The organism is Promicromonospora sp. NPDC050262, from assembly GCF_040655935.1.
Classification (GTDB): domain Bacteria; phylum Actinomycetota; class Actinomycetes; order Actinomycetales; family Cellulomonadaceae; genus Promicromonospora.
Window position 1 is genome coordinate 1 of the sequence record NZ_JBFAKX010000038.1, and the last position, 18,895, is coordinate 18,895.

Consider the following 18,895-nt stretch of genomic DNA (forward strand, 5'->3'; position numbering starts at 1 on the left):
TGACTATCAAGCACACTGTTGAGTTCTCAAACAACCGACGCACACCGTCAGAGCCGCGACCTTTTCGTTCGCTTCCCTGTCCGGGGCAGTTCCTCTAGCTTACCAGATTCTTTCGGCCGATCAAATTCGCTTCCGTTTCTCAGAACTGGAAGGAATTGCAACCTGCTTGCCGAATATGGCGACCCACTTGATTCCGGGGAACACAAAGTTCCTCGATCCTGCGATGTGGGTTTCAACCCCGGCGCGGCCACTCGGTTCGTTTCCTACCCGGTGTCCGTCTGCCCGTCGGGCTGACCTGGAGAACATTACACACGATCCCGCGTACACGCCAACTCGGGCGCAGTGGCCTGCGGCACACCATGTTTCCGCAGGTCAGGACGTATTTGAACAGCCCATGAGCAAACATCGGACAGTGCTTGTGACCGGGGCCACGCACCTGAGGCACAAGCCCCTGGCCCGCACACCTCGACGTGCCGTCCGTTGCCGCTCCCGCACGATCATTTCCCGCTCCCCGTGCCTCGTCCGCACGTCGAGGCCGCGTACCGAGGCCGCGTACTACGTTCGTGTCGTGACACCTGAGCACTCACCGGCGCCGTCCGCCGGGAACCTGACCGACCGGCGCACCGCCCCGGGAGCACGCCCCGGCGGCGTCCGCCGGGCGGGCATCGACGACGCGGCCGAGACCGCCTGGCTCGCCGCCCTCACCTTTCCCCTGGCCTGCCCGCCCGGCACGCCGCCGTCCGACATGGCCACGCACATCGCGCACAAACTGACGCCCGGCCACTTCCGGGAGTGGGCCACGAGCGCGGAGCACGCACTGCTCGTCCACGACGACGGCACGCGCCTGCTCGGCTACGCGCTCCTCGTCCTGGGCCGGCCCGAGGGCGCGGCCGAGGCCGAGGCCGTCCTGGCGGCGACCGGGCGCGAGGCGCCCTACGTCGAGCTGTCCAAGATCTACGTGCACCCCGACGTCCTGGGCGGCGGGGTGGCCGGCGCGCTCATGCGGAGCGCCGTCGACGCCGCGGCCCAGCTCGGTCCCGGGCTGCCGTTCTGGCTCGGCACCAACGCGCGCAACGAGCGCGCCCAGGCCTTCTACCGCAAGAGCGGCTTCGAGGTGGTCGGCAGGCGCACCAAGCGGGTGGGCGACCTGGATCACGACGACCTCGTGCTGCTGCGCACCCCGGCGTAGCCCGCCGGCAGAAAGGTGTGGCCGACGCCCTCCGGCGTCGGCCACACCTCACTCACCCTGCTGCGAGCCCTGCTGCGAGCCCTCTTGCGCGCGCCGGATCAGCAGCGCTCGGCCCGCAGCGAGCGGATCTCGACGTACGACCGCTCGGCGTTGCCGAACGAGTCGACCGGGTAGCCGGGTGCGGCCACCGAGGCGGCGTTGTCCTGCTCCCAGATGCCGTGCCGCCGGCCCGAGCCCGCGAGCGCCGACAGGAACTCGGTGTACGGCAGGTCGCCGGCCCCGAACTCCACGATGTCGTAGCCACCGGTGTTCGCCGGGTTCGCGTCGCCGTCCTTGAGGTGCAGGAGCGGGTAGCGGTGCGGGTTGCGCTTGACGTAGTCCACCGGCTCGAAGCCCGGGTAGCGGTGCTGCCCCACGAACGCCCAGTAGACGTCCATCTCGAGGAAGACCTTCCGGGGGTCGGTGTTGTCGTAGAAGACGTCGTAGAGCCGCACGTCGGGGTTGTCGGTGGCGAAGCCGAACTCCCCGTCGTGGTTGTGCTGGTAGAACTTCAGGCCGCGGGCGCGCGCCGCCGCGCCGAAGCCGTTGAACTGCTCGGCGGCGGCGAGGTAGCCGGCCACCGTGCGGTTGCTGGTGGGCGCCTGCGCGGTGCCCACGTGCTCCATGCCGAGGGTCTCGGCGATGTCGAGCTCCTGCTCCATGTTGTTGGCGAAGTCCGAGATCCCGCGGTGGGAGCCCACGGCCCTCAGGCCGTTGTCGTCGAGCAGCTGCCGGATCTCCTGGGGCGTGATCGCCCCGACCTGGCCCTGCGTGTACCCGGCGAACTCGACCTCGGCGTAGCCCATGTCGGCCAGCCGCTCGAAGACGGTGCGGAAGCCGAGCGAGGAGACCTTGTCCCTGATCGAGTACAGCTGGATGCCGATGTGGCCGGCGGGCACGAGCACGCGGCCCCCGCCCCGGCCGGCGGCCGCTGCCCCGGTCGCCGCCGTCGCCGGGGCGAGCGTCGCCGCGGCGGCGCTGCCCGCGAGACCGGCACCGGCCAGCGTCGCCGCACCCACGGCCACGGTGCCGCCGGCCAGCCTCAGAAAGTTCCTGCGGTTGACGTCAGTGCGTGATTCCATCACTGCTCTCCTTCGGTCCGAGCGGCCCCGGACGGGCCGGTCGAGTTCTGTTCGGCAGCGGGGGGCGTACCGACGCCCTCGCCGACCATCGTCAGGGCGTCCACGTCGAGGGTGCCCGTCGCCGTGACGTAGAGCGTCCCCGTCTGGTCGCGGTCGCGGAACGACAGGTCGACGTCCTTCCACGTGCGCGCGTTCACCTTCGCGCTCGCGAACGGCCTGGCCGTGGGCGAGCCCCAGCGGAGCTGGAGCTGCCCCTTGCCGCGCACCGTCGCGGTCACGCTGTCGATCCCGGACAGGCTCACCCGCTCCAGGGCGAGCGAGTCCTTCTTGCCGAGGCCGGTCACGTACGCGCCGGCCGAGGCCGTCTCGTCCTGGACCACCTCGACGCCCTTGAGGGTCGCGTGCTCCGCCTGCTGCAGCTTGGGGTTCAGGCGCAGCGTCGCCTCGCCGGCGGCGGGCGGCAGGCCGTTGGCCCCGTTGTCGGTGTAGGTGATGACGACGGCGCCGTACAGGTGCGCGCCGGCGCCGTGCTCCGGGGAGTTGGGGTCGGTCGGGAAGACGCCGGTGCAGCCGGTGCCCGACACCTCGGGGTGCGCGTGCTCGTCGTGGCCGAGGCCGTACGACCAGGCGACCCGCTCGCAGACGGTCTCGGTGCCGTCCTCGGCGTCGTTCGTGGTCACCTGGAAGGCGACCTCGTCGCCCCAGTCGAAGAAACCGCCGTCGGCCGGGAAGTCGACGGTGATCTCGGGCGCCTCGTTGCCGACGCTGATCGACGTCGAGGTGAGCGTGCGCTTGCCGCTGCCGTCGGTGACGCGCAGGCGGGCCGTGTAGACGCCGAGCTCGGTGTAGGTGTGCGTGACCTCCGGGCCGGTCAGGTCGAAGGTGCCGTCACCGTCGACGTCCCACTCGTAGGTGAGCGTGTCGCCGTCCGGGTCGCTGGAGCCCGACGCGTCGAACGCGACCTCCACCGGCGCGGACGGGGACGACTCCGGCGTGGCCGTGAACTGCGCCTGCGGCGCCTTGTTGCCCTCGGCGTGATCGATGCGGTAGAGCCCGGAGTCCGGGTTCTGCCGGAAGAACCCGTCGCCGTACTCCAGGACGTACAGCGAGCCGTCCGGGCCGAACTCGAGGTCGATCGGGTTGTCGTTGATCGGCATGCCGGCGGCGGTGAGCGCCGAGTTGGGGAAGAAGTCCTCGATCTCGCCGACCTCGAACGTGGACCAGTCCACGCTGAACGCGGCGTAGTAGTCCTGGGAGAACTCGCCGAAGAACGCCTTGCCGTCCCAGTACTCGGGGAACTTCCCCGGGGCCGTGCTGTCGGCGTCGTAGTGGTAGACCGGGCCGCCCATCGGCGCCTGGCCGCTGCCCGAGCCGAAGCTCACGAGCTCGTCCCGGGGCTGCTGACCCGCCTGGTCGCCGTAGTACAGGGTGGCCGCCCGCGACGGGGGCAGGTTCGTCAGGCCCGTGTTCCAGCGGGAGTTGTTGACCGGGGCCGCGCAGTCGAAGAACTCGCGCGGCGTGGCGGTCTCGAAGTTCCACTCGTTGTAGGCCGCGTTCGGGCCGTGGCAGTACGGCCAGCCGGAGTTGTGCGGGTCGTCGAGGCCCACGGCGTTCCACTCCACGTAGCCCATCGGCCCGCGGTCCGCGTTCGCGGCGCCGGCGTCGGGCCCGTAGTCGCCCCAGGTCAGGGAGTTGGTCTGGGGGTCCACCTCGATGCGGAACGGGTTGCGCACGCCCATCACGAAGATCTCGGGGCGCGTGCCCTCCGTGCCGGGGGCGAACAGGTTGCCCGCGGGGACGTCGTAGGTGCTGCCCTCGCCCGGCGCCGTGCCGGCCGGGATCTCGTCCTTCACGTCGATCCGCAGGATCTTGCCCCGCAGGTCGTTGGTGTTTCCCGCCCCGCGCCGCGAGTCGAAGCCCGGGTTCATGTTCAGGGCGTCGTTGTTCGGGGCGTAGCCGTTGGCGCCCGGCGTGCCGGCCGGGGTGTTGTCGCCGGTCGAGAGGTAGAGGTTGCCCTCGCCGTCGAAGTCGATGTCGGCGCCGACGTGGCAGCACTGGCCGCGCTGCACCTCGATGTCGAGGATCGCCTGCTCCGAGTCGAGGTCGAGCCCGTCGCCGGTCCAGGTGTAGCGGGCCAGGCGGTTCACGCCCACCCACTGGTCCCAGTAGCTCTCGTCCTCGCCCGCGGGCAGCGTGTTGGGCGCGTTGCCCGCCGGTGTGTCCGTCACGCCGTCGCCGTCCGCGTCCCGCGGCGCGTACACGAGGTAGACCTGGTTGCTCTCCGCGAAGTCGGGCGCCAGGGCGATGCCCTGCAGGCCGTCCTCCGAGTTGGCGTACACGTCCAGGGTGTTGACGACGCGGGTGACGCCCGTGGCCGGGTCGGTCAGCCGGACGTCGCCGTTGCGGGCGGTGTGGAGCACTCGCTGGTCGGGCAGGACCGCCATGTCGATCGGTTCGCCCACGTCCTTGGTGAGCAGGATCTTCTCGTAGTTGCCCCAGTCGGTGTCCGCGGCGGCCGCCGCGTCCGCGGGGCCGGCGGCGTCGTGGCCGTCGTGCGCGAACGCCGTCGGCGCGGCCACGAGTGCCGTCCCGACCAGCGCGGCGGCCGCGAGCGCCGCCAGCGTTCTCTTCTGGCGCGCGTGAACGCGCGTCTCGATAGTCTTCATCTCGTGATGCAGCTCCTCGTCGAGTTGGTCACGCCGGCCGGGCCTCGTGCGCATCCCATTCGTCCGGGGCCCGGTCTTCCTGCGGGTCCGGTGCCGTACGGCGACACCGGTGTGGTGCGGGTGGCTCGGTGACGTACCTCCTGGTCAGCGGGTGCGGGTCAGCGGGTCGAGAACGCGGCGTCGAACGCGGAGTCCGGCGCGTCGTACGCGTGGGAACGCACGAACTGGAGGGCTTCCGGCGCGCCCACGAGGCGATCCATGCCGGCGTCCTCCCACTCCACGGAGATCGGGCCGTCGTAGCCGATCGTGTTGAGCATCCGGAACGCGTCCTCCCAGGGGACGTCGCCGTGCCCGGTCGACACGAAGTCCCAGCCGCGGCGCGGGTCGGCCCACGGCAGGTGCGACGACAGGCGGCCGTTCCGGCCGTTCGTCATGCGCTTCTTCGTGTCCTTGCAGTCCACGTGGTAGATCCGGTCCTTGAAGTCCCAGAGGAAGCTGACCGGGTCCAGGTCCTGCCACACCATGTGGCTGGGGTCCCAGTTGAGGCCGAACGCCTCGCGGTGGCCGATCGCCTCGAGCGTGCGGACGGTGGTCCAGTAGTCGTAGGCGATCTCGCTGGGGTGCACCTCGTGGGCGAACTTGACCCCCACCTCGTCGAACACGTCGAGGATGGGGTTCCAGCGGTCGGCGAAGTCCTGGTAGCCGGCCTCGATCGCCGCGTCGGAGACCGGCGGGAACATCGCCACGTACTTCCAGATCGCGGAACCGGTGAACCCGATCACGGTCTTGACGCCGAGCTTCGCGGCCAGGCGTGCGGTGTTCTTCATCTCCTCCGCGGCACGCTGCCGCACGCCCTCGGGGTCGCCGTCGCCCCACACCCGGTCGGAGACGATGTCGCGGTGGCGCTGGTCGATCGGGTCGTCGCAGACGGCCTGGCCCTTGAGGTGGTTGGAGATCGCCCACACCTTGAGGCCGTGCCGCTCCAGCAGCTCGAGGCGTCCGGCGACGTACTCGTCGTCGTCCCAGCGCCACGGGTCCAGGTGGTCGCCCCAGCAGGCGAGCTCCAGCCCGTCATAGCCCCACTCCGACGCGAGGCGTGCCACCTCCTCGAGCGGCAGATCGGCCCACTGGCCGGTGAAGAGGGTGATCGGTCGTGCCATGGTTTCCTCCTGTGCGTGACGATCCGGCTTCGCCGGTCGTGCCCATCGGTGTTCGGTCAGGGAGTACGCCTGCGCCGGAGAACGGCCGTCGCCGCTCCCGCGACGACGAGCGCGCCCAGCACCCAGCCGGTCCAGCCCGGCAGACCGCTCGACGCCGATGCGACGTCGTCCGTCCGTGCTGCCGTGCCTGCCCCGTCCGCCCCGGTGGTGGTCTCGGCCGGCTGCGAGCTGCTCGCCCCGGCCTCTGCCTGCTCGGGCTCTGCCTGCTCGGCGGCGGGCGGTGCCACCACGTCGACCTCGGTCTCGACCTTCGCCTTGGCCGGTTCCTTGACCCGCGCGGTCACCGTCCAGTGCCCCTCGTCGAGCACCGCGGGTTCCGAGCGGTACCAGCCGACGCCCTCGGACGCCGAGACAAGCGTGATCGGGCCCACCTCGTCACCGGCGTCGGAGACCGCCCGGACCTCCACCACGGCCGATTCCTCGACCGGGTGCTGGTCGCCTGCCCAGACCAGTGCGGCGGAGATGCCGCCGGCGCCGTCCGTGCCGAGCTCGATGTCGATCTTCCCGCCGTGCGCCGACGCCGGCGCCGCGGCGAGCGGCCCGACGGCGAGTCCGAGCCCCAGTGCCAGCGCCGCACCGAGGCGCGTGAACCTCTGCATGTCCGTCCCTCTCGATTCAGGGGCCGCCGGCCCGGGAGGACCCTCGGCACGGGGCGGGAGCGACTCCCTCCCGTGCCGAGGGTGGTGGCCGGTGGTCACCGGCCCTGCCGTCGAGGCCTCACACGGCCCCCTGGTTCGTCGCGCACCCGTCCTCGACGGTCACGACGACGAACGCCTTGCCGGAGGGGCTGAGCTGCCAGTCCCCCGCCACCGTCAGCTTCGTGCGGGGTTCCGGCGTGGCGATGACGCGGTAGTCACCGGCCGCGAGGTTCCCCAGGTCACGCGGCTTGCCGTCGGCCTTGCCGTCGACCCAGCGGTGCACGACGTAGCTGCGGACGCCCGGCAGCTCGACCGGATCGATCGACCCCCCGGCATCGCAGGTCGCCGCCGTGACGACGACGTCGGGCGTGTTCGGGTCGGGGCACTCGGGCTCCTCGAGCGTCACGAAGAGCACGGCGAGCCCGTTGTCGCGGACCTTCCAGTCTCCCTCGGCGACGAGGACGTACCCGTCGGCAGGCCGGGCCGCGACCCGATACCTACCGGGAGCGAGGTCGTCCAGGTCGGTCACGACGTCACCGGCCGCGCCGTCGACCCACTCCCGCACGACGTAGGACCGCACGCCCTCCACCTCGGCGGTGACCAGTGCACCGCCGGTGACGACCTCGTCTCCCGACCGGTCGTAGGAGCACGTCGGCTGGACGATCTCGACCGCCGGCGTCGCCTCGCTGACCTCGGGCTCCGCGATCGTGAACCGAAGGGTCTCGCCGACGACCGTGTCGCCGTCCGCCGACGCCCGCACCTGGACGGTGTGGGCGCCGGACGCCGAGATCTCCACCGGTGCCGTGTACTCGGTCCAGCCGCCGTCGTCGACGTTGACCTCCCGGTACACCGTGGCGCCGTCCGGGCCGCCCGTGGTCTCCACCGTGACCGTGACCGGCCCGAGCCACTGCCCGTCCGGGCCGTCCGGCTCGGCCGGTGACACCGTGCCGCTCACCGCGAGCGGCTCGGCGGCGCCGACCACCCGGAAGTGGTCGAACGACGCCGTGGCGACCGACTGCTGGGAGGCACCCAGCGCGTACAGGCCCACCCGGGCGTCCTGCAGCCCGTCGTGGGTCACCGACTCGTCGAACGCGGTCCATTCCTCACCGTCGGCGCTGTAGGCGGCGGTGAAGGTCGAACCTTCCTTCGAGAGCCGCAGGTGCCACGTGCCCGAGGTGAGGCCGTTCACGTTCGGCTGCGGTTCCTGCACCACCGCGTCGACCTCGCTGCGCAGCTCGAGGCGCTGCGCGACGGGGCTGCCCACCGCGTTGTCGGTCACAAGGTCGAGCTTGACGTAGTTGTCGTCGTCGCCGTAGGCGATGAGCCCGCCCTGCTGGTACTGCTGGTCGAAGTCCGAGCCGTCCACCAGCGTCTCGACCGTCCAGTCATCCTCCGGCAGGTCCTGCACGACGATGTTCGGCGTGCCGGTGTTGGAGCCGGTGTAGATGTCCGTGGCGGTCGTGTCGATCTCCAGCGCGCCCCCGGTCACCCGGTATCCCGTCGGGTCGTCGCGGACGACGTCCCAGCGGCAGGCGTCGAGCCCGTCCCCGTCGAACTCGTCGTCCGGGCCGGGGGCCGTGGCCGTGTCGTCCGGGGTGATGTGGAACCAGTCGAACCGCGCGTCCACGACCTCGGCCGCCGAACCGCTGCCGGCGAGCGCGAAGAGCCCGATCTGCGGGTCGTCGATGCCCGACAGCGACTTAGTCTGCGGCATGGCCGTGAAGCCCACCCCGTCGTCCGAGTACGCCGCCGTCAGGTCCTCGCCGTCGCTGCTGGACAGACGCACATACACCGTGTCCGGGTACGCCTGGCCGAGGGCGGCGGTGTTGGAGTCACCGACCTCGTTCGGCACGCCGGCCTCCTCACGGATGTACTGGAAGATGCGCGTGGCCGGGTCGGCAGGTGCCGAACGCCCCTCGATCACCATCTTGGCGTAGTTGTCCGCGTCGCCGTAGATCAGCAGTCCGGCCTGCTGGTACTGCGCGTAGGCAGGGATCGTGACCTTGGCCGTGGCGGTGAAGGGGCCGTCCGGCAGGTCCTGCAGCACGAGGTTCGGCACGGTGGAGTTGCCCGTCCCGTAGAAGTCCGTGACGCTCGCCGGGATGGTGAGCACCCCGTCGGCGACCCGCAGGTCCTGGTTGCGGTCCAGCACGGTCCAGCGGTCCGGGTCGAGCTCGTCACCGAGGAAGTCGTCCGACCGCCCCGACAGGCACAGCGCGGGCTCCGTGACGATCCCGGTGACCTCCACCATGACGTACTCGACGGCGTAGGCGCCGCCCTCGTCGGTGACACGCACCTGGAGCCGGTAGGTCCCCGGCGTCTCGTAGGTGTGCTCGAACGCCGGCGTCCCGTCGACGAACCCGTCGCCGAGACCGGCGTCCCAGGCGTAGGTCAGGTCTCCGGTCCCGTCGGGGTCCGTGGCGGCGGCGGACGCGGTCACGGTGAGCGGGGCGTCACCCGCGACCGGGTCGACCGTCAGCTCGACCTCCGGCCGCTGGTTGTCGGTGACACCGCGGCCGTCGATCTCCATCCAGTTGGCGTTGATGCCTCCCGACAGCAGGACGAAGTGCAGCGAGCCCGAACCCGAGGGCACGTCGTGCAGCTCGGTCCCGACGTCGACGTACTGCTGCCAGCCGCCCGTGCCGGGCACCGTGATGCGGCCGATCTCCGGACCGTCCGGCGCGTCCCAGCGCAGCGACACCTCTCCGCCGCCGCCCTGCGAGGCGGCGCGCAACGAGATCGAGTCGACCTGGGCCAGGCTCACCGGCTCGTGCGCCCAGTAGTCACCGGGCTCGATGAAGCCGATGTTCTGGCCACCACCGGCGGAGTCGCCCGTCTGCTCGATCTGGACGCCGGGGTCGCCCGCGCCGTCACCGATACCGTCCACGCGGCCCGTGCCGGTGAAGAACTCCGACTGGACCAGCTTGGGCTGCAGCACCTGCAGGTCGGTCGCCGTCAGGGGTGCGCCGGCGGCGCCTCCGTCGTCCGTGTAGAAGCCCTCGATCACCCAGAAGATGTTCGACTCGATGCCGTGGCCCTCGTCCCGGGCGGTCTGGATGACACCCGAGCAGCCGGTCAGCTCCTCGAACGGGTGCGCGTGGGAGTCGTGGCCGAGCGAGGTGAACAGCGTGACGTCGTCACAGCTCACCTCGCCGTCGGGATCGTCGACCTCGATCTCGTAGCGCACCTGGTCGCCCCACTCGAAGAACCCGCCGTTCTCCGGGAACGTGATCGACACCTCGGGAGCGATGTTGCCCACCACGATCGTCACGTTCGCCACGCCGGTCTGCCCGGCCGGGTCGGTGGCGACCAGCTGGGCGGTGTAGCGGCCGTTCTCGGTGTAGGTGTGGGTCGGGTTGGCATCGGTGCTCGGCGCCGAGCCGTCGCCGAAGGTCCACTGCAGGCTGAGCGGCTCACCGGCAGGGTGCCGGGTGCCCTCCGAGGAGAACTGCACGGTCAGCGGTGCCAGGCCGTCGGTCACGTCGGCGGCCGCCCGGGCGATGGGTGCCGGATCGCCTTCCACGTAGTCGACCCGGTACACACCCGAGGTGTCGTTGTTGCCGCCGAAACCAGAACCCCAGTCCACGACGTACAGCGCACCGTCGGGGCCGAAGTCGAAGTCCATCGGCCGGTCGAACCCTGCGCTCGGGTCGAAGATCCCCGGCAGGGCCCGGTTGATGTCCACGAGGTCGTCCCGCTGTTCTCCCGCGAGCTGGAAGGAGTACATCCGCCCCTGGTTCCACTCGCCGAACAGCGCCTTGCCGTCCCAGTAGGCCGGCCACTTGGTGTCGGACTCCAGCTCGGGGTCATAGGTGTAGACCGGGCCGCCCATCGGCGCACCACCGCCCCCGATCTCCGGGAACAGCGGGTTGGTCCCGTAGCCGTACCAGACCTCGGCCTCCGCCGCGGGCGGCAGCTGGGTGATGCCGGTGTTGTTCGGCGAGTCGTTCACGGCGCCGCCGGCGCAGTCGTACGCCGCGCCCGACTGGCCCGTGGCGAAGTCGTAGGAACGGTAGGCGTTGTTGGCGCCCGTGCAGTACGGCCAGCCGTAGAACCCCGGCTCGCTCACGACGTTCCACTCGACGGTTCCGGCCGGGCCGCGGTCCGGGTTCGCCGCTCCGGCGTCGGGGCCGTAGTCGGCCACGAGCACGTTGTCGGTCGCCGGGTCGACGCCGATCCGGAACGGGTTGCGGAATCCCATCGCGTAGATCTCGGGCAGCGTGTCCGCCGTGCCCGGGGCGAACATGTTGCCCTCGGGGATCGTGTACGAACCGTCGTCCTGCGGCGTGATCCGCAGGACCTTGCCGCGCAGGTCGTTGCTGTTGGCCGACGTGCGCTGGGAGTCGAAGTTCGCCCGCCCCGCCCGCTCGTCCAACGGTGCGTACCCCTGCGACTCGAACGGGTTCGTGTTGTCGCCGGTGGCCACGTACAGGTTGCCGTCGCCGTCGAAGACCATGTCACCGCCCGCGTGACAGCACGTCTGGCGCTGCGTCGGGATGATCAGCACGGTCTCCTCGGAGGCCTGGTCGATCGTGCCGGAGGCGGCGTCGTAGTCGAAGCGGGAGACGCGGTTGTGCGGGCCGTCGTCACCAACGTCCTGCGGGGACCAGAACAGGTAGACCCACCCGTTGGCCGCGAAGTCCGGGTCGAGCACGACGCCGGTCAGGCCGTCCTCGTTGGACTGGGTGACCGGCAGCGTCATCGCGGTGCTCGTGGTGTTCGAGTCCGGGTCGATCAGCTGGACGCGGCCGTCCCGCTCGACGTAGAAGACGGTGCCGTCATCGGCCACGTCCAGCATCATCGGGTTGGCGGTGTCCTCGTCGAGGGGCACCATCTCGTAGCTGTCGCTCTGGGTCGCGGCACAGTCGGAGTCGACGACGCCGGCCGCGGTCTGCAACCCGCCCAGCAGGTGCTCGAGGAACTCCGGTTCGCCGTACGAGGCGTCGGTGTGACCGCCGCCCGTGTACCAGGACCGGCCGCCGTCGTAGACCTGGCACCAGGCGATCGGGTGCTCGGCCCCCATCGCACCCGTCCCGGCGTCGTACGTGGTCTCGTCGAGGGAGGCGAGGACGTGCACCTGGTCGCGTGGGTTCGTGCGGTAGTTGTACCACTCGTCGTGCCGCTCCCACCGCTGCGGCAGGTGGGCCGTCGAGGCGTGGACGTCGTCCTCGACCTTGACGGTGGCGTCCTGGTTGGCCGGGTGGGAGTTGAAGTAGGCCCCCACGAGCTCGCCGTACCACGGCCAGTCGTACTCCGTGTCGGACGCCGCGTGGATGCCGGCATAGCCGCCACCGCCCTGGATGTAGCGCTCGAACGCGGCCTGCTGCTGCTCGTCCAGGACGTCACCGGTGGTGGACAGGAAGACGACCACCTCGTAGTCGGCCAGCCCCTCGTCGGAGAAGACGCTCGCGTCCTCGGTGGCGGTGACCGTGAAGTCGTTCGCCGCACCGAGCTGGGTGATCGCCTCGATCCCCGCGGGGATGGAGCCGTGCCGGAAGCCGGCCGTCCTGGAGAACACCAGGGCGTCGAAGGGTTCGGCCGCGGCCTCGGCGGCCGATGCCACGGCGGCCTCGGCCGGCACGCGCTGGGATGCGACCGATGGCGCGGCGGCCGCCACCATGGCTGGGACGCCGAGCGCGGTCACGGCTGCTGCCGCGACCACAGACCGCAGCACGCGGCCGGTTCGTAGCACGTTTCTCACCTGGAGCTCCTCATTGAGTCGGGTCAGTACTAGTGCGTTGCGGGACTGCTCGTGCACAGGTCTTGGGGAAGGACCGGCCCGAGCCCCTCGCTCAAGCCGGTCCGCGTCGCCGGTCCGATCCCGCCGGTCAGACCAGCGAGACCCACCCCCCTCCGCCGGCGGCGCTCCGCTCGACGGCGTCCAGCACCCGCTGGACACGCAGACCGTCGCCGAACGACGGCGTCGGCTGCCGGCCGGCGGCCAGGTCACCCATCAGGTCCACGACCTGGTGCGTGAACGCGTGCTCGTAGCCGAGGCCGTGCCCCGGCGGCCACCACGCGGCCACATAGGGGTGCTCCGGCTCCGTGACGACGATCCGGCGGAAGCCCGCGATCGCCGACTCGTCCGTCGCGTCGTAGTAGTGCAGCAGGTTCATGTCCTCGAAGTCGAAGGCCAAGGAGCCCTTCGACCCGTTGACCTCCAGCCGGATCGCGTTCTTGCGGCCCCAGGCGAAGCGCGTCGCCTCGAAGGTCGCCAGCCCGCCGCCCGACAGCCGGCCGAGGAACACCGCGGCGTCGTCCACCGTGACCTGGCCCGTGCGGCCGGAGTCGGCCACCCCCGAAAGACCCGAGGACGACACCGCCTCCGGGCGCTCGTGGACGAAGGTCTCGAGCAGGCCGCTCACCCCGGTGAGCGACTCGCCCGTGACGAACTGCGCCATGTCGACCACGTGGGCGCCGATGTCGCCCAGGGCGCCCGAGCCCGCCTTCTGCTTGTCGAGGCGCCAGGACATGGGCGCCTGCGGGTCCGCCAGCCAGTCCTGGAGGTACTGCGCGCGCACGTGCCGCACCTGGCCGATGCGCCCCTCCTGCACGAGCTGCCGGGCCAGCGCCACGGCGGGCACGCGACGGTAGGTGAACCCCACCATCGCGCGCACGCCGTGCTCGGCCGCGGCCTCGGCGGCGGCGGCCATCACCTCCGCCTCGGCCACGGTGTTCGCCAGCGGCTTCTCGCACAGGACGTGCTTGCCCGCCTCCAGAGCGGCGACCGCGATCTCCACGTGCGTGTCGCCCGGCGTGCAGACGTCGACCAGCCCGACGTCGTCCCGGGTCAGCAGGTCCTGCCACCCGACGACGGCCTCGTCCCAGCCCAGCCGGTCGGCCGCCGCCCGGACCGCGGCCCCGTCCCGCCCCGCGACCGCGCGCATGCGCGGCACGATGGGCAGGTCGAAGAACCGCGGCGCCGTGCGCCAGGCCTGCGAGTGCGCCGCACCCATGAACGCGTAGCCGACCATGCCGACGCCGAGCTCGCTCGTTCCCGTACTCATACCGCGCCTCCCCCCACTGTCGTCTCCCCGCCTTGTCGCACGCCCGAGCGGGCGTCGTCCCGATGCGTCACAGCGTCAGGAGTCGAAGCCGATGGGCAGGTACTCCTCCACGTTGTCCGCCGTGACGACGGGCGCGTAGAGCTGCACGGTGCGGGGGACGCCGATCGAGGCGAGGTCGCTCACCGTCTTGTTCTGGGCGATGAGTCGAGCCATCTTGACGCCGTCCGCGGCCTGGGTGGACGGGTAGATGACCGTCGCCTTGACGACGCTCTCCGGGTCCTGGATCTCCTCCATCATGTTGCTGGAGCCCGCACCGCCGACCAGGAAGAACTCGTCGCGGCCCGCGTTCTCGATGGCGGCCAGGACGCCGATGCCCTGGTCGTCGTCGTGGTTCCAGATGGCGTCGATCTGCGGCTCGGCGGACAGCAGGTTCGCCGTCTGCTCCTCACCCGACTCGACGGTGAACTCTGCGGCGACACGCGCGTCGACGTCGAGCCCGCAGTCGTCGAGGGCGTCCTTGAAGCCCTCGCTGCGGTCCTGGGTCAGGGGCAGCGAGTCGATGCCGGCGATCTCGGCGACCACGGCGTCCGGGTTGTCGCCGAGCTGCTCGCAGATGTAGGTGCCGGCGCTCACGCCCATGCCGTAGTTGTCGCCCAGCACCGTGGCGCGGGCGGCGAACGGGCTGGTGAACTCGCGGTCCACGTTGATCACCGGGATGCCGGCCTCCATGGCCTCCAGGGCCACGTCGGTCAGCGCGGCGCCGTCGAACGGCAGGAGCACGATCGCGTCGACGCCCTGGTCGATGAAGCCCTCGATCTGGCTGATCTGCACGTTGACGTCGTTCGTGCCCTCGGCGACCTGGAGGTCGACGTCCTCGTACTTGTCCGCCTCGGCGCGGGCGGCGCTGGTGATGGCACCCATCCAGCCGTGGTCGGCGGCAGGTGCGGAGAACCCGATGACGACCTCGTCGCCGGGCGCGTCGTTCTCGGTCACCGTGACGGGACCGGTGGCGGTCTCCTCGCTCTCGCGGGGCTCGTTGCTGGTGCAGCCGGCGACGACGAGCGCCGCGCAGGCCGCGGCGACGACGGCGCCGGAGACCCGGCGTGTGCGAACAATGGACGAGGTCATCGTGATCTCCCTTGATCCGGGGTGGAAATGCTGGGTTGGCTTGTGGAGGTGCTAGGTGGTCGAGACGCGCTCGCGCGAGGCGAACCACTGCTGCAGCAGCACGGCGAACACGATGATCGCGCCCTTGGCGATCGCCTGGACCGAGCTGTCGATGTTGTTGATGACGAAGACGTTGGTGAGCGTCGCGAAGATGAGGACGCCCAGCACTGTGCCCGTGATCGTGCCGCGGCCTCCCACCAGCAGCGTGCCGCCGACCACGACCGCCGCGATGGCGTCCAGCTCGTAGAACAGTCCGTTCGTGGAGGACCCGGCGGTGGTCCGGGCCAGGATCATCACGCCGCCGATGCCCGCCGCCAGGCCGGAGAGCGCGTACAGGTACAGGGTGTGCCGCTTGATCTTGATGCCCGCCAGGCGCGACGCCTCGGGGTTGCCGCCGACCGCGACGGTGCGGCGCCCGAACGTGGTGCGGTTCAGCAGGAACCAGCCGGCGGCGGCGACCACGACGAAGATCCAGACGATCACCGGGAGGCCCAGCGGCTTGGCCTGGAAGACGTCGAAGAACGCGTCCACCTGGACGACCTGGGTGCGCCGTCCGGCGATGATCTCGGCGAGGCCGCGGGCCGCGGCCAGCATGGCCAGCGTCGCGATGAACGCCGGGACCTTGCCGTACGCGATGAGCGCGCCGTTGACGAGGCCCGCGCCCAGGCCGACGGCCATCGCCGTGACCACGATGACCCACCAGCCGTAGTCCTCGGCCGCGTACTGGGTCGCCAGGGTCGAGGCCCAGATGGACGCGAGGCCGAGCACGGAGCCGACCGAGAGGTCGATGCCGCCGGACGTGATGACGAACGTCATACCGATGCTCACGACGCCGATCACGGCCGCGAGGCTGAGGATGGTGGTGAAGTTGCCGAAGCTCCAGAACCGCTCACCGCCGGTCGCCACACCGACGACGACGAGCAGGACGAGGGCGAGCACGAGGCCACCCATACGCAGGGCCGGGCCCATGAGGGCCGATCGTTGGCTCACGCCACACTTCCTTCCATGACCAGGTCGAGCACGGCGTGCTCGTCGATTTCGCGGGCGGGACCCTCGTGGACCGCCTTGCCGTCGGAGATGACCAGCACGCGGTCCGCGAGTCCGAGCACCTCCGGGATCTCGCTGGACACGACGACCACGGCGGCGCCGTCGTCCGCCAGGCGGCGGATCAGGTTGTAGATCTCGGCGCGGGCGCCGACGTCGACGCCCCGGGTGGGTTCGTCGAGCAGCAGGACGCGGCAGCCGTGCACGAGCCAGCGCGCCAGCAGCGCCTTCTGCTGGTTGCCGCCGGACAGGGTGCGGGCGCTCCGCTCCACGCCGGCGGGCCGCAGGTCGAGGGCCTCGACCTGCTCGCGGGCCGCGGCACGCTCGGCGCGCTCGTCGAGCAGCCCGGCGCGCGCCATGCGCGAGAAGGTGGACAAGGTGATGTTGCGGTAGACGGGCTCGTCCAGGATCAGGCCCTGGCTCTTGCGCTCCTCGGGGCACAGGCCGATGCCCGCGCTCACGGCGGCGTCCACGCCGGAGCGCAGGCGCTTGCCGCCCACGCGTACCGTGCCCGAGGTCGCCTTCCGGGCACCGTAGATCGTCTCCAGGATCTCGGAGCGGCCCGAGCCGACCAGGCCCGCCAGGCCGACGATCTCGCCGGCGCGGACCGTGAGGGAGACGTCGGCGAAGACGTCGCCGAGCCCGAGGCCCTCGACCTGGAGGACCGGTGCCGCGTCCTCGGCCACGCCGGGGCGGTCGGGGAACGCGTACTCGACCGACCGGCCGGTCATGAGCTGGATCAGCTCCTTGGTCGGAGTGTCCGCCACGGTGAGGCTCTCCGCGACGGTGCGGCCGTCCTTGAGCACGGTGATCCGGTCGCCGAGCTGCCGGATCTCCTCCAGGCGGTGCGAGATGTAGACGACGGCGACGCCGTCGGCGGTGAGCTCACGCACGATGCGGTGGAGGTTGCCGACCTCCTCGGAGTCCAGCACGGCGGACGGCTCGTCCATGATGACCACGCGCGCGTCGCGCGACAGCGCCCGGGCGAGCTGCACGATCTGCTTGCCCGCGGCGGGCAGCGAGCCCACCTCACGGTGCGGGGAGATCTCCTTGTGCCCGAGCCGGTCGAGGATCTTGCGGGTGTTCCGGGCCGCCTCGGACCGGCGGGTGACGCCGCCGGTCGCGAGCTCGTGCCCCAGGTAGATGTTCTCGGCGACGGTCAGGCCGTCGACGACGTCGAGCTCCTGGTAGATCGTCGCGATGCCGAGCCGCAGGGCGGCGACGGGGTTCGCGATGACCACCGGTTCCTCGTCGATCAGGATCTCGCCCGCCGTGGGCTGGTGGGCACCGGCCAGGGTCTTGATCAGGGTGGACTTTCCCGCCCCGTTCTGGCCCAGCAGGCAGTGCACCTCGCCGGGACGGACCTCGAGGTCCACGCCGTCGAGCGCACGCGCGCCAGGGAATTCCTTCACGATGCCGCGCATCCGCAGCAGGGGCTGCTGCGCCGGCTGCTCTGTCGGTTGGGGGTCCGCGTCGACCATGTATCGAACGTAGTTGGACTTTTGGCGACGGTCAAGCAAAAGTCGCGACTTCGCCCACCATGATTGACTAGGGACATGGTGGAAGTGGCACGGGAAGTATTCCAGCAGGTACCCAAGGTGTCCGGAGCGGGCGACATGTTCCAGCTCCTGCGCGACGGCCGACCCCGGACCCGGGCGGATCTCGCGGCCGTCACGGGGCAGGCACGGTCGACCGTCGCGGCGCGGATCGACCTGCTGATGACGGCGGGCCTCATCGCGCCCGCGGGCGAGGCGACGTCGACCGGCGGACGCCCGCCCGCGACCTTCGCGTTCGCCCCGTCCGCCCGGGTCGTCCTGGGGGTGGACCTCGGCGCGACGCACGCGCGGCTCGCCCTGACCGACCTCGCCTCGACGGTGCTGGCGCAGCGCGACCTGCCGCTGCTCATCACGGACGGTCCGGACCTCGTGCTCGACCGCGTGGCCGAGACCGGCGCCGAGCTGCTGCGCGAGGCGGGCCGGACCACCGGCGAGCTCGCCGGCGTCGGCGTGGGCCTGCCCGGCCCCGTGGAGCACGCGACCGGCAAGCCGAACAACCCGCCGATCATGCCGGGCTGGGACAACGCGGACGTGCCGGCGATCCTCGGCGCGCGGTTCCACGCGCCGGTGCTCGTGGACAACGACGTGAACATCATGGCGCTGGGCGAGCACCGCGCGGCCTGGCCCGACGTGGCCGACCTGCTCTTCGTCAAGGTCGCCACCGGTATCGGCGCCGGCATCATCGCGGACGGCGCGCTGCGGCGCGGTGCCCAGGGCTCGGCGGGCGACATCGGGCACGTCGCCGTGCCCGGCGTCACCGACATCGCGTGCCGCTGCGGCAACATCGGCTGCCTGGAGGCCATCGCCAGCGGACAGGCCGTGGCGAGCCGCCTGGAGGGCGCGACCACGCCCGCCGACGTCGTCGCCCTGGTCCGGGCGGGCGACGTGGCCGCGAGCCAGGCCGTGCGCCAGGCCGGCCGGGACATCGGCGCGGTGCTGGCCACCAGCGTGAGCCTGCTCAACCCTTCGATGATCGTGATCGGCGGCATCCTGGCCGACGCCGGCGAGCACATCGTGGCCGGCATCCGCGAGGTGGTCTACCAGCGGTCCCTGCCCCTGGCGACCCAGCACCTGCGGATCGTCACGGCCCGCACCGGCACGCAGGCGGGCGTGCTCGGTGCGAGCGCCATGGCGGTGGACCAGGCGCTGTCCTCCGACGCCGTGGACCGCCTGGTGGCGTGACCCCGCTCCCCCACGTGTCGGACGCTCAGGTCCCCCGGGCCTGGGGATGGCGCACCGCTACGAGGCGATCGAGAAGAACCCCGTGACCGGCCCCTGACGACCAAC

The 18,895-nt window shown here is 71.2% G+C and carries 11 protein-coding genes; 2 read left to right on the forward strand and 9 right to left on the reverse strand.

All coding sequences use genetic code 11. From position 1 onward, the window contains the following. Nucleotides 1-568 precede the first annotated feature (568 nt). Nucleotides 569-1,189: a GNAT family N-acetyltransferase gene (locus AB0I29_RS27345; RefSeq protein WP_357487406.1), complete on the forward strand. Its 621-nt coding sequence runs from the start codon at nt 569-571 to the stop codon at nt 1,187-1,189. A 98-nt stretch (nt 1,190-1,287) separates the two neighbouring features. On the opposite strand, the gene AB0I29_RS27350 is transcribed toward AB0I29_RS27345, so the two are convergent. From AB0I29_RS27350 to AB0I29_RS27390, 9 genes are all read right to left on the reverse strand, one after another. Beyond that, nucleotides 1,288-2,310: a sugar phosphate isomerase/epimerase gene (locus AB0I29_RS27350; RefSeq protein ID WP_285107762.1), complete on the reverse strand. Its 1,023-nt coding sequence runs from the start codon at nt 2,308-2,310 to the stop codon at nt 1,288-1,290. Next, on the reverse strand, nt 2,310-4,976 hold the full coding sequence (locus tag AB0I29_RS27355; protein WP_357487408.1) for a PQQ-dependent sugar dehydrogenase: 2,667 nt from the start codon (nt 4,974-4,976) through the stop codon (nt 2,310-2,312). Before AB0I29_RS27355 ends, AB0I29_RS27350 begins: the two co-directional genes overlap by 1 nt. 158 nt (nt 4,977-5,134) lie before the next feature. Further along, a complete protein-coding gene (locus AB0I29_RS27360) occupies nt 5,135-6,136 on the reverse strand; it encodes a sugar phosphate isomerase/epimerase family protein (protein WP_020017536.1) in 1,002 nt (333 codons plus the stop codon). 56 nt (nt 6,137-6,192) lie between these two features. Then, a complete protein-coding gene (locus AB0I29_RS27365; RefSeq protein ID WP_285107756.1) occupies nt 6,193-6,795 on the reverse strand; it encodes a hypothetical protein in 603 nt (200 codons plus the stop codon). Nucleotides 6,796-6,913: 118 nt separating this feature from the next. Continuing rightward, nucleotides 6,914-12,535 carry a ThuA domain-containing protein gene (locus tag AB0I29_RS27370; protein WP_357487411.1) on the reverse strand — a complete coding sequence of 1,874 codons (5,622 nt, stop codon included), beginning with the start codon at nt 12,533-12,535 and terminating at the stop codon, nt 6,914-6,916. A 127-nt stretch (nt 12,536-12,662) separates the two neighbouring features. Then, nucleotides 12,663-13,841 carry a Gfo/Idh/MocA family oxidoreductase gene (locus tag AB0I29_RS27375; RefSeq protein WP_357487413.1) on the reverse strand — a complete coding sequence of 393 codons (1,179 nt, stop codon included), beginning with the start codon at nt 13,839-13,841 and terminating at the stop codon, nt 12,663-12,665. A gap of 75 nt (nt 13,842-13,916) precedes the next feature. After that, nucleotides 13,917-14,969, reverse strand: a complete 1,053-nt coding sequence (locus AB0I29_RS27380; protein ID WP_285107750.1) for a substrate-binding domain-containing protein — start codon at nt 14,967-14,969, stop codon at nt 13,917-13,919. A gap of 51 nt (nt 14,970-15,020) precedes the next feature. After that, nucleotides 15,021-15,977, reverse strand: a complete 957-nt coding sequence (locus AB0I29_RS27385; RefSeq protein ID WP_357487416.1) for an ABC transporter permease — start codon at nt 15,975-15,977, stop codon at nt 15,021-15,023. 17 nt (nt 15,978-15,994) lie between these two features. Further along, a complete protein-coding gene (locus AB0I29_RS27390) occupies nt 15,995-17,476 on the reverse strand; it encodes a sugar ABC transporter ATP-binding protein (protein ID WP_350224609.1) in 1,482 nt (493 codons plus the stop codon). 132 nt (nt 17,477-17,608) lie between these two features. Here AB0I29_RS27390 and AB0I29_RS27395 point away from each other — a divergent pair, with 132 nt between their 5' ends. After that, nucleotides 17,609-18,790: an ROK family protein gene (locus AB0I29_RS27395; protein WP_285107747.1), complete on the forward strand. Its 1,182-nt coding sequence runs from the start codon at nt 17,609-17,611 to the stop codon at nt 18,788-18,790. Nucleotides 18,791-18,895: the final 105 nt, after the last annotated feature.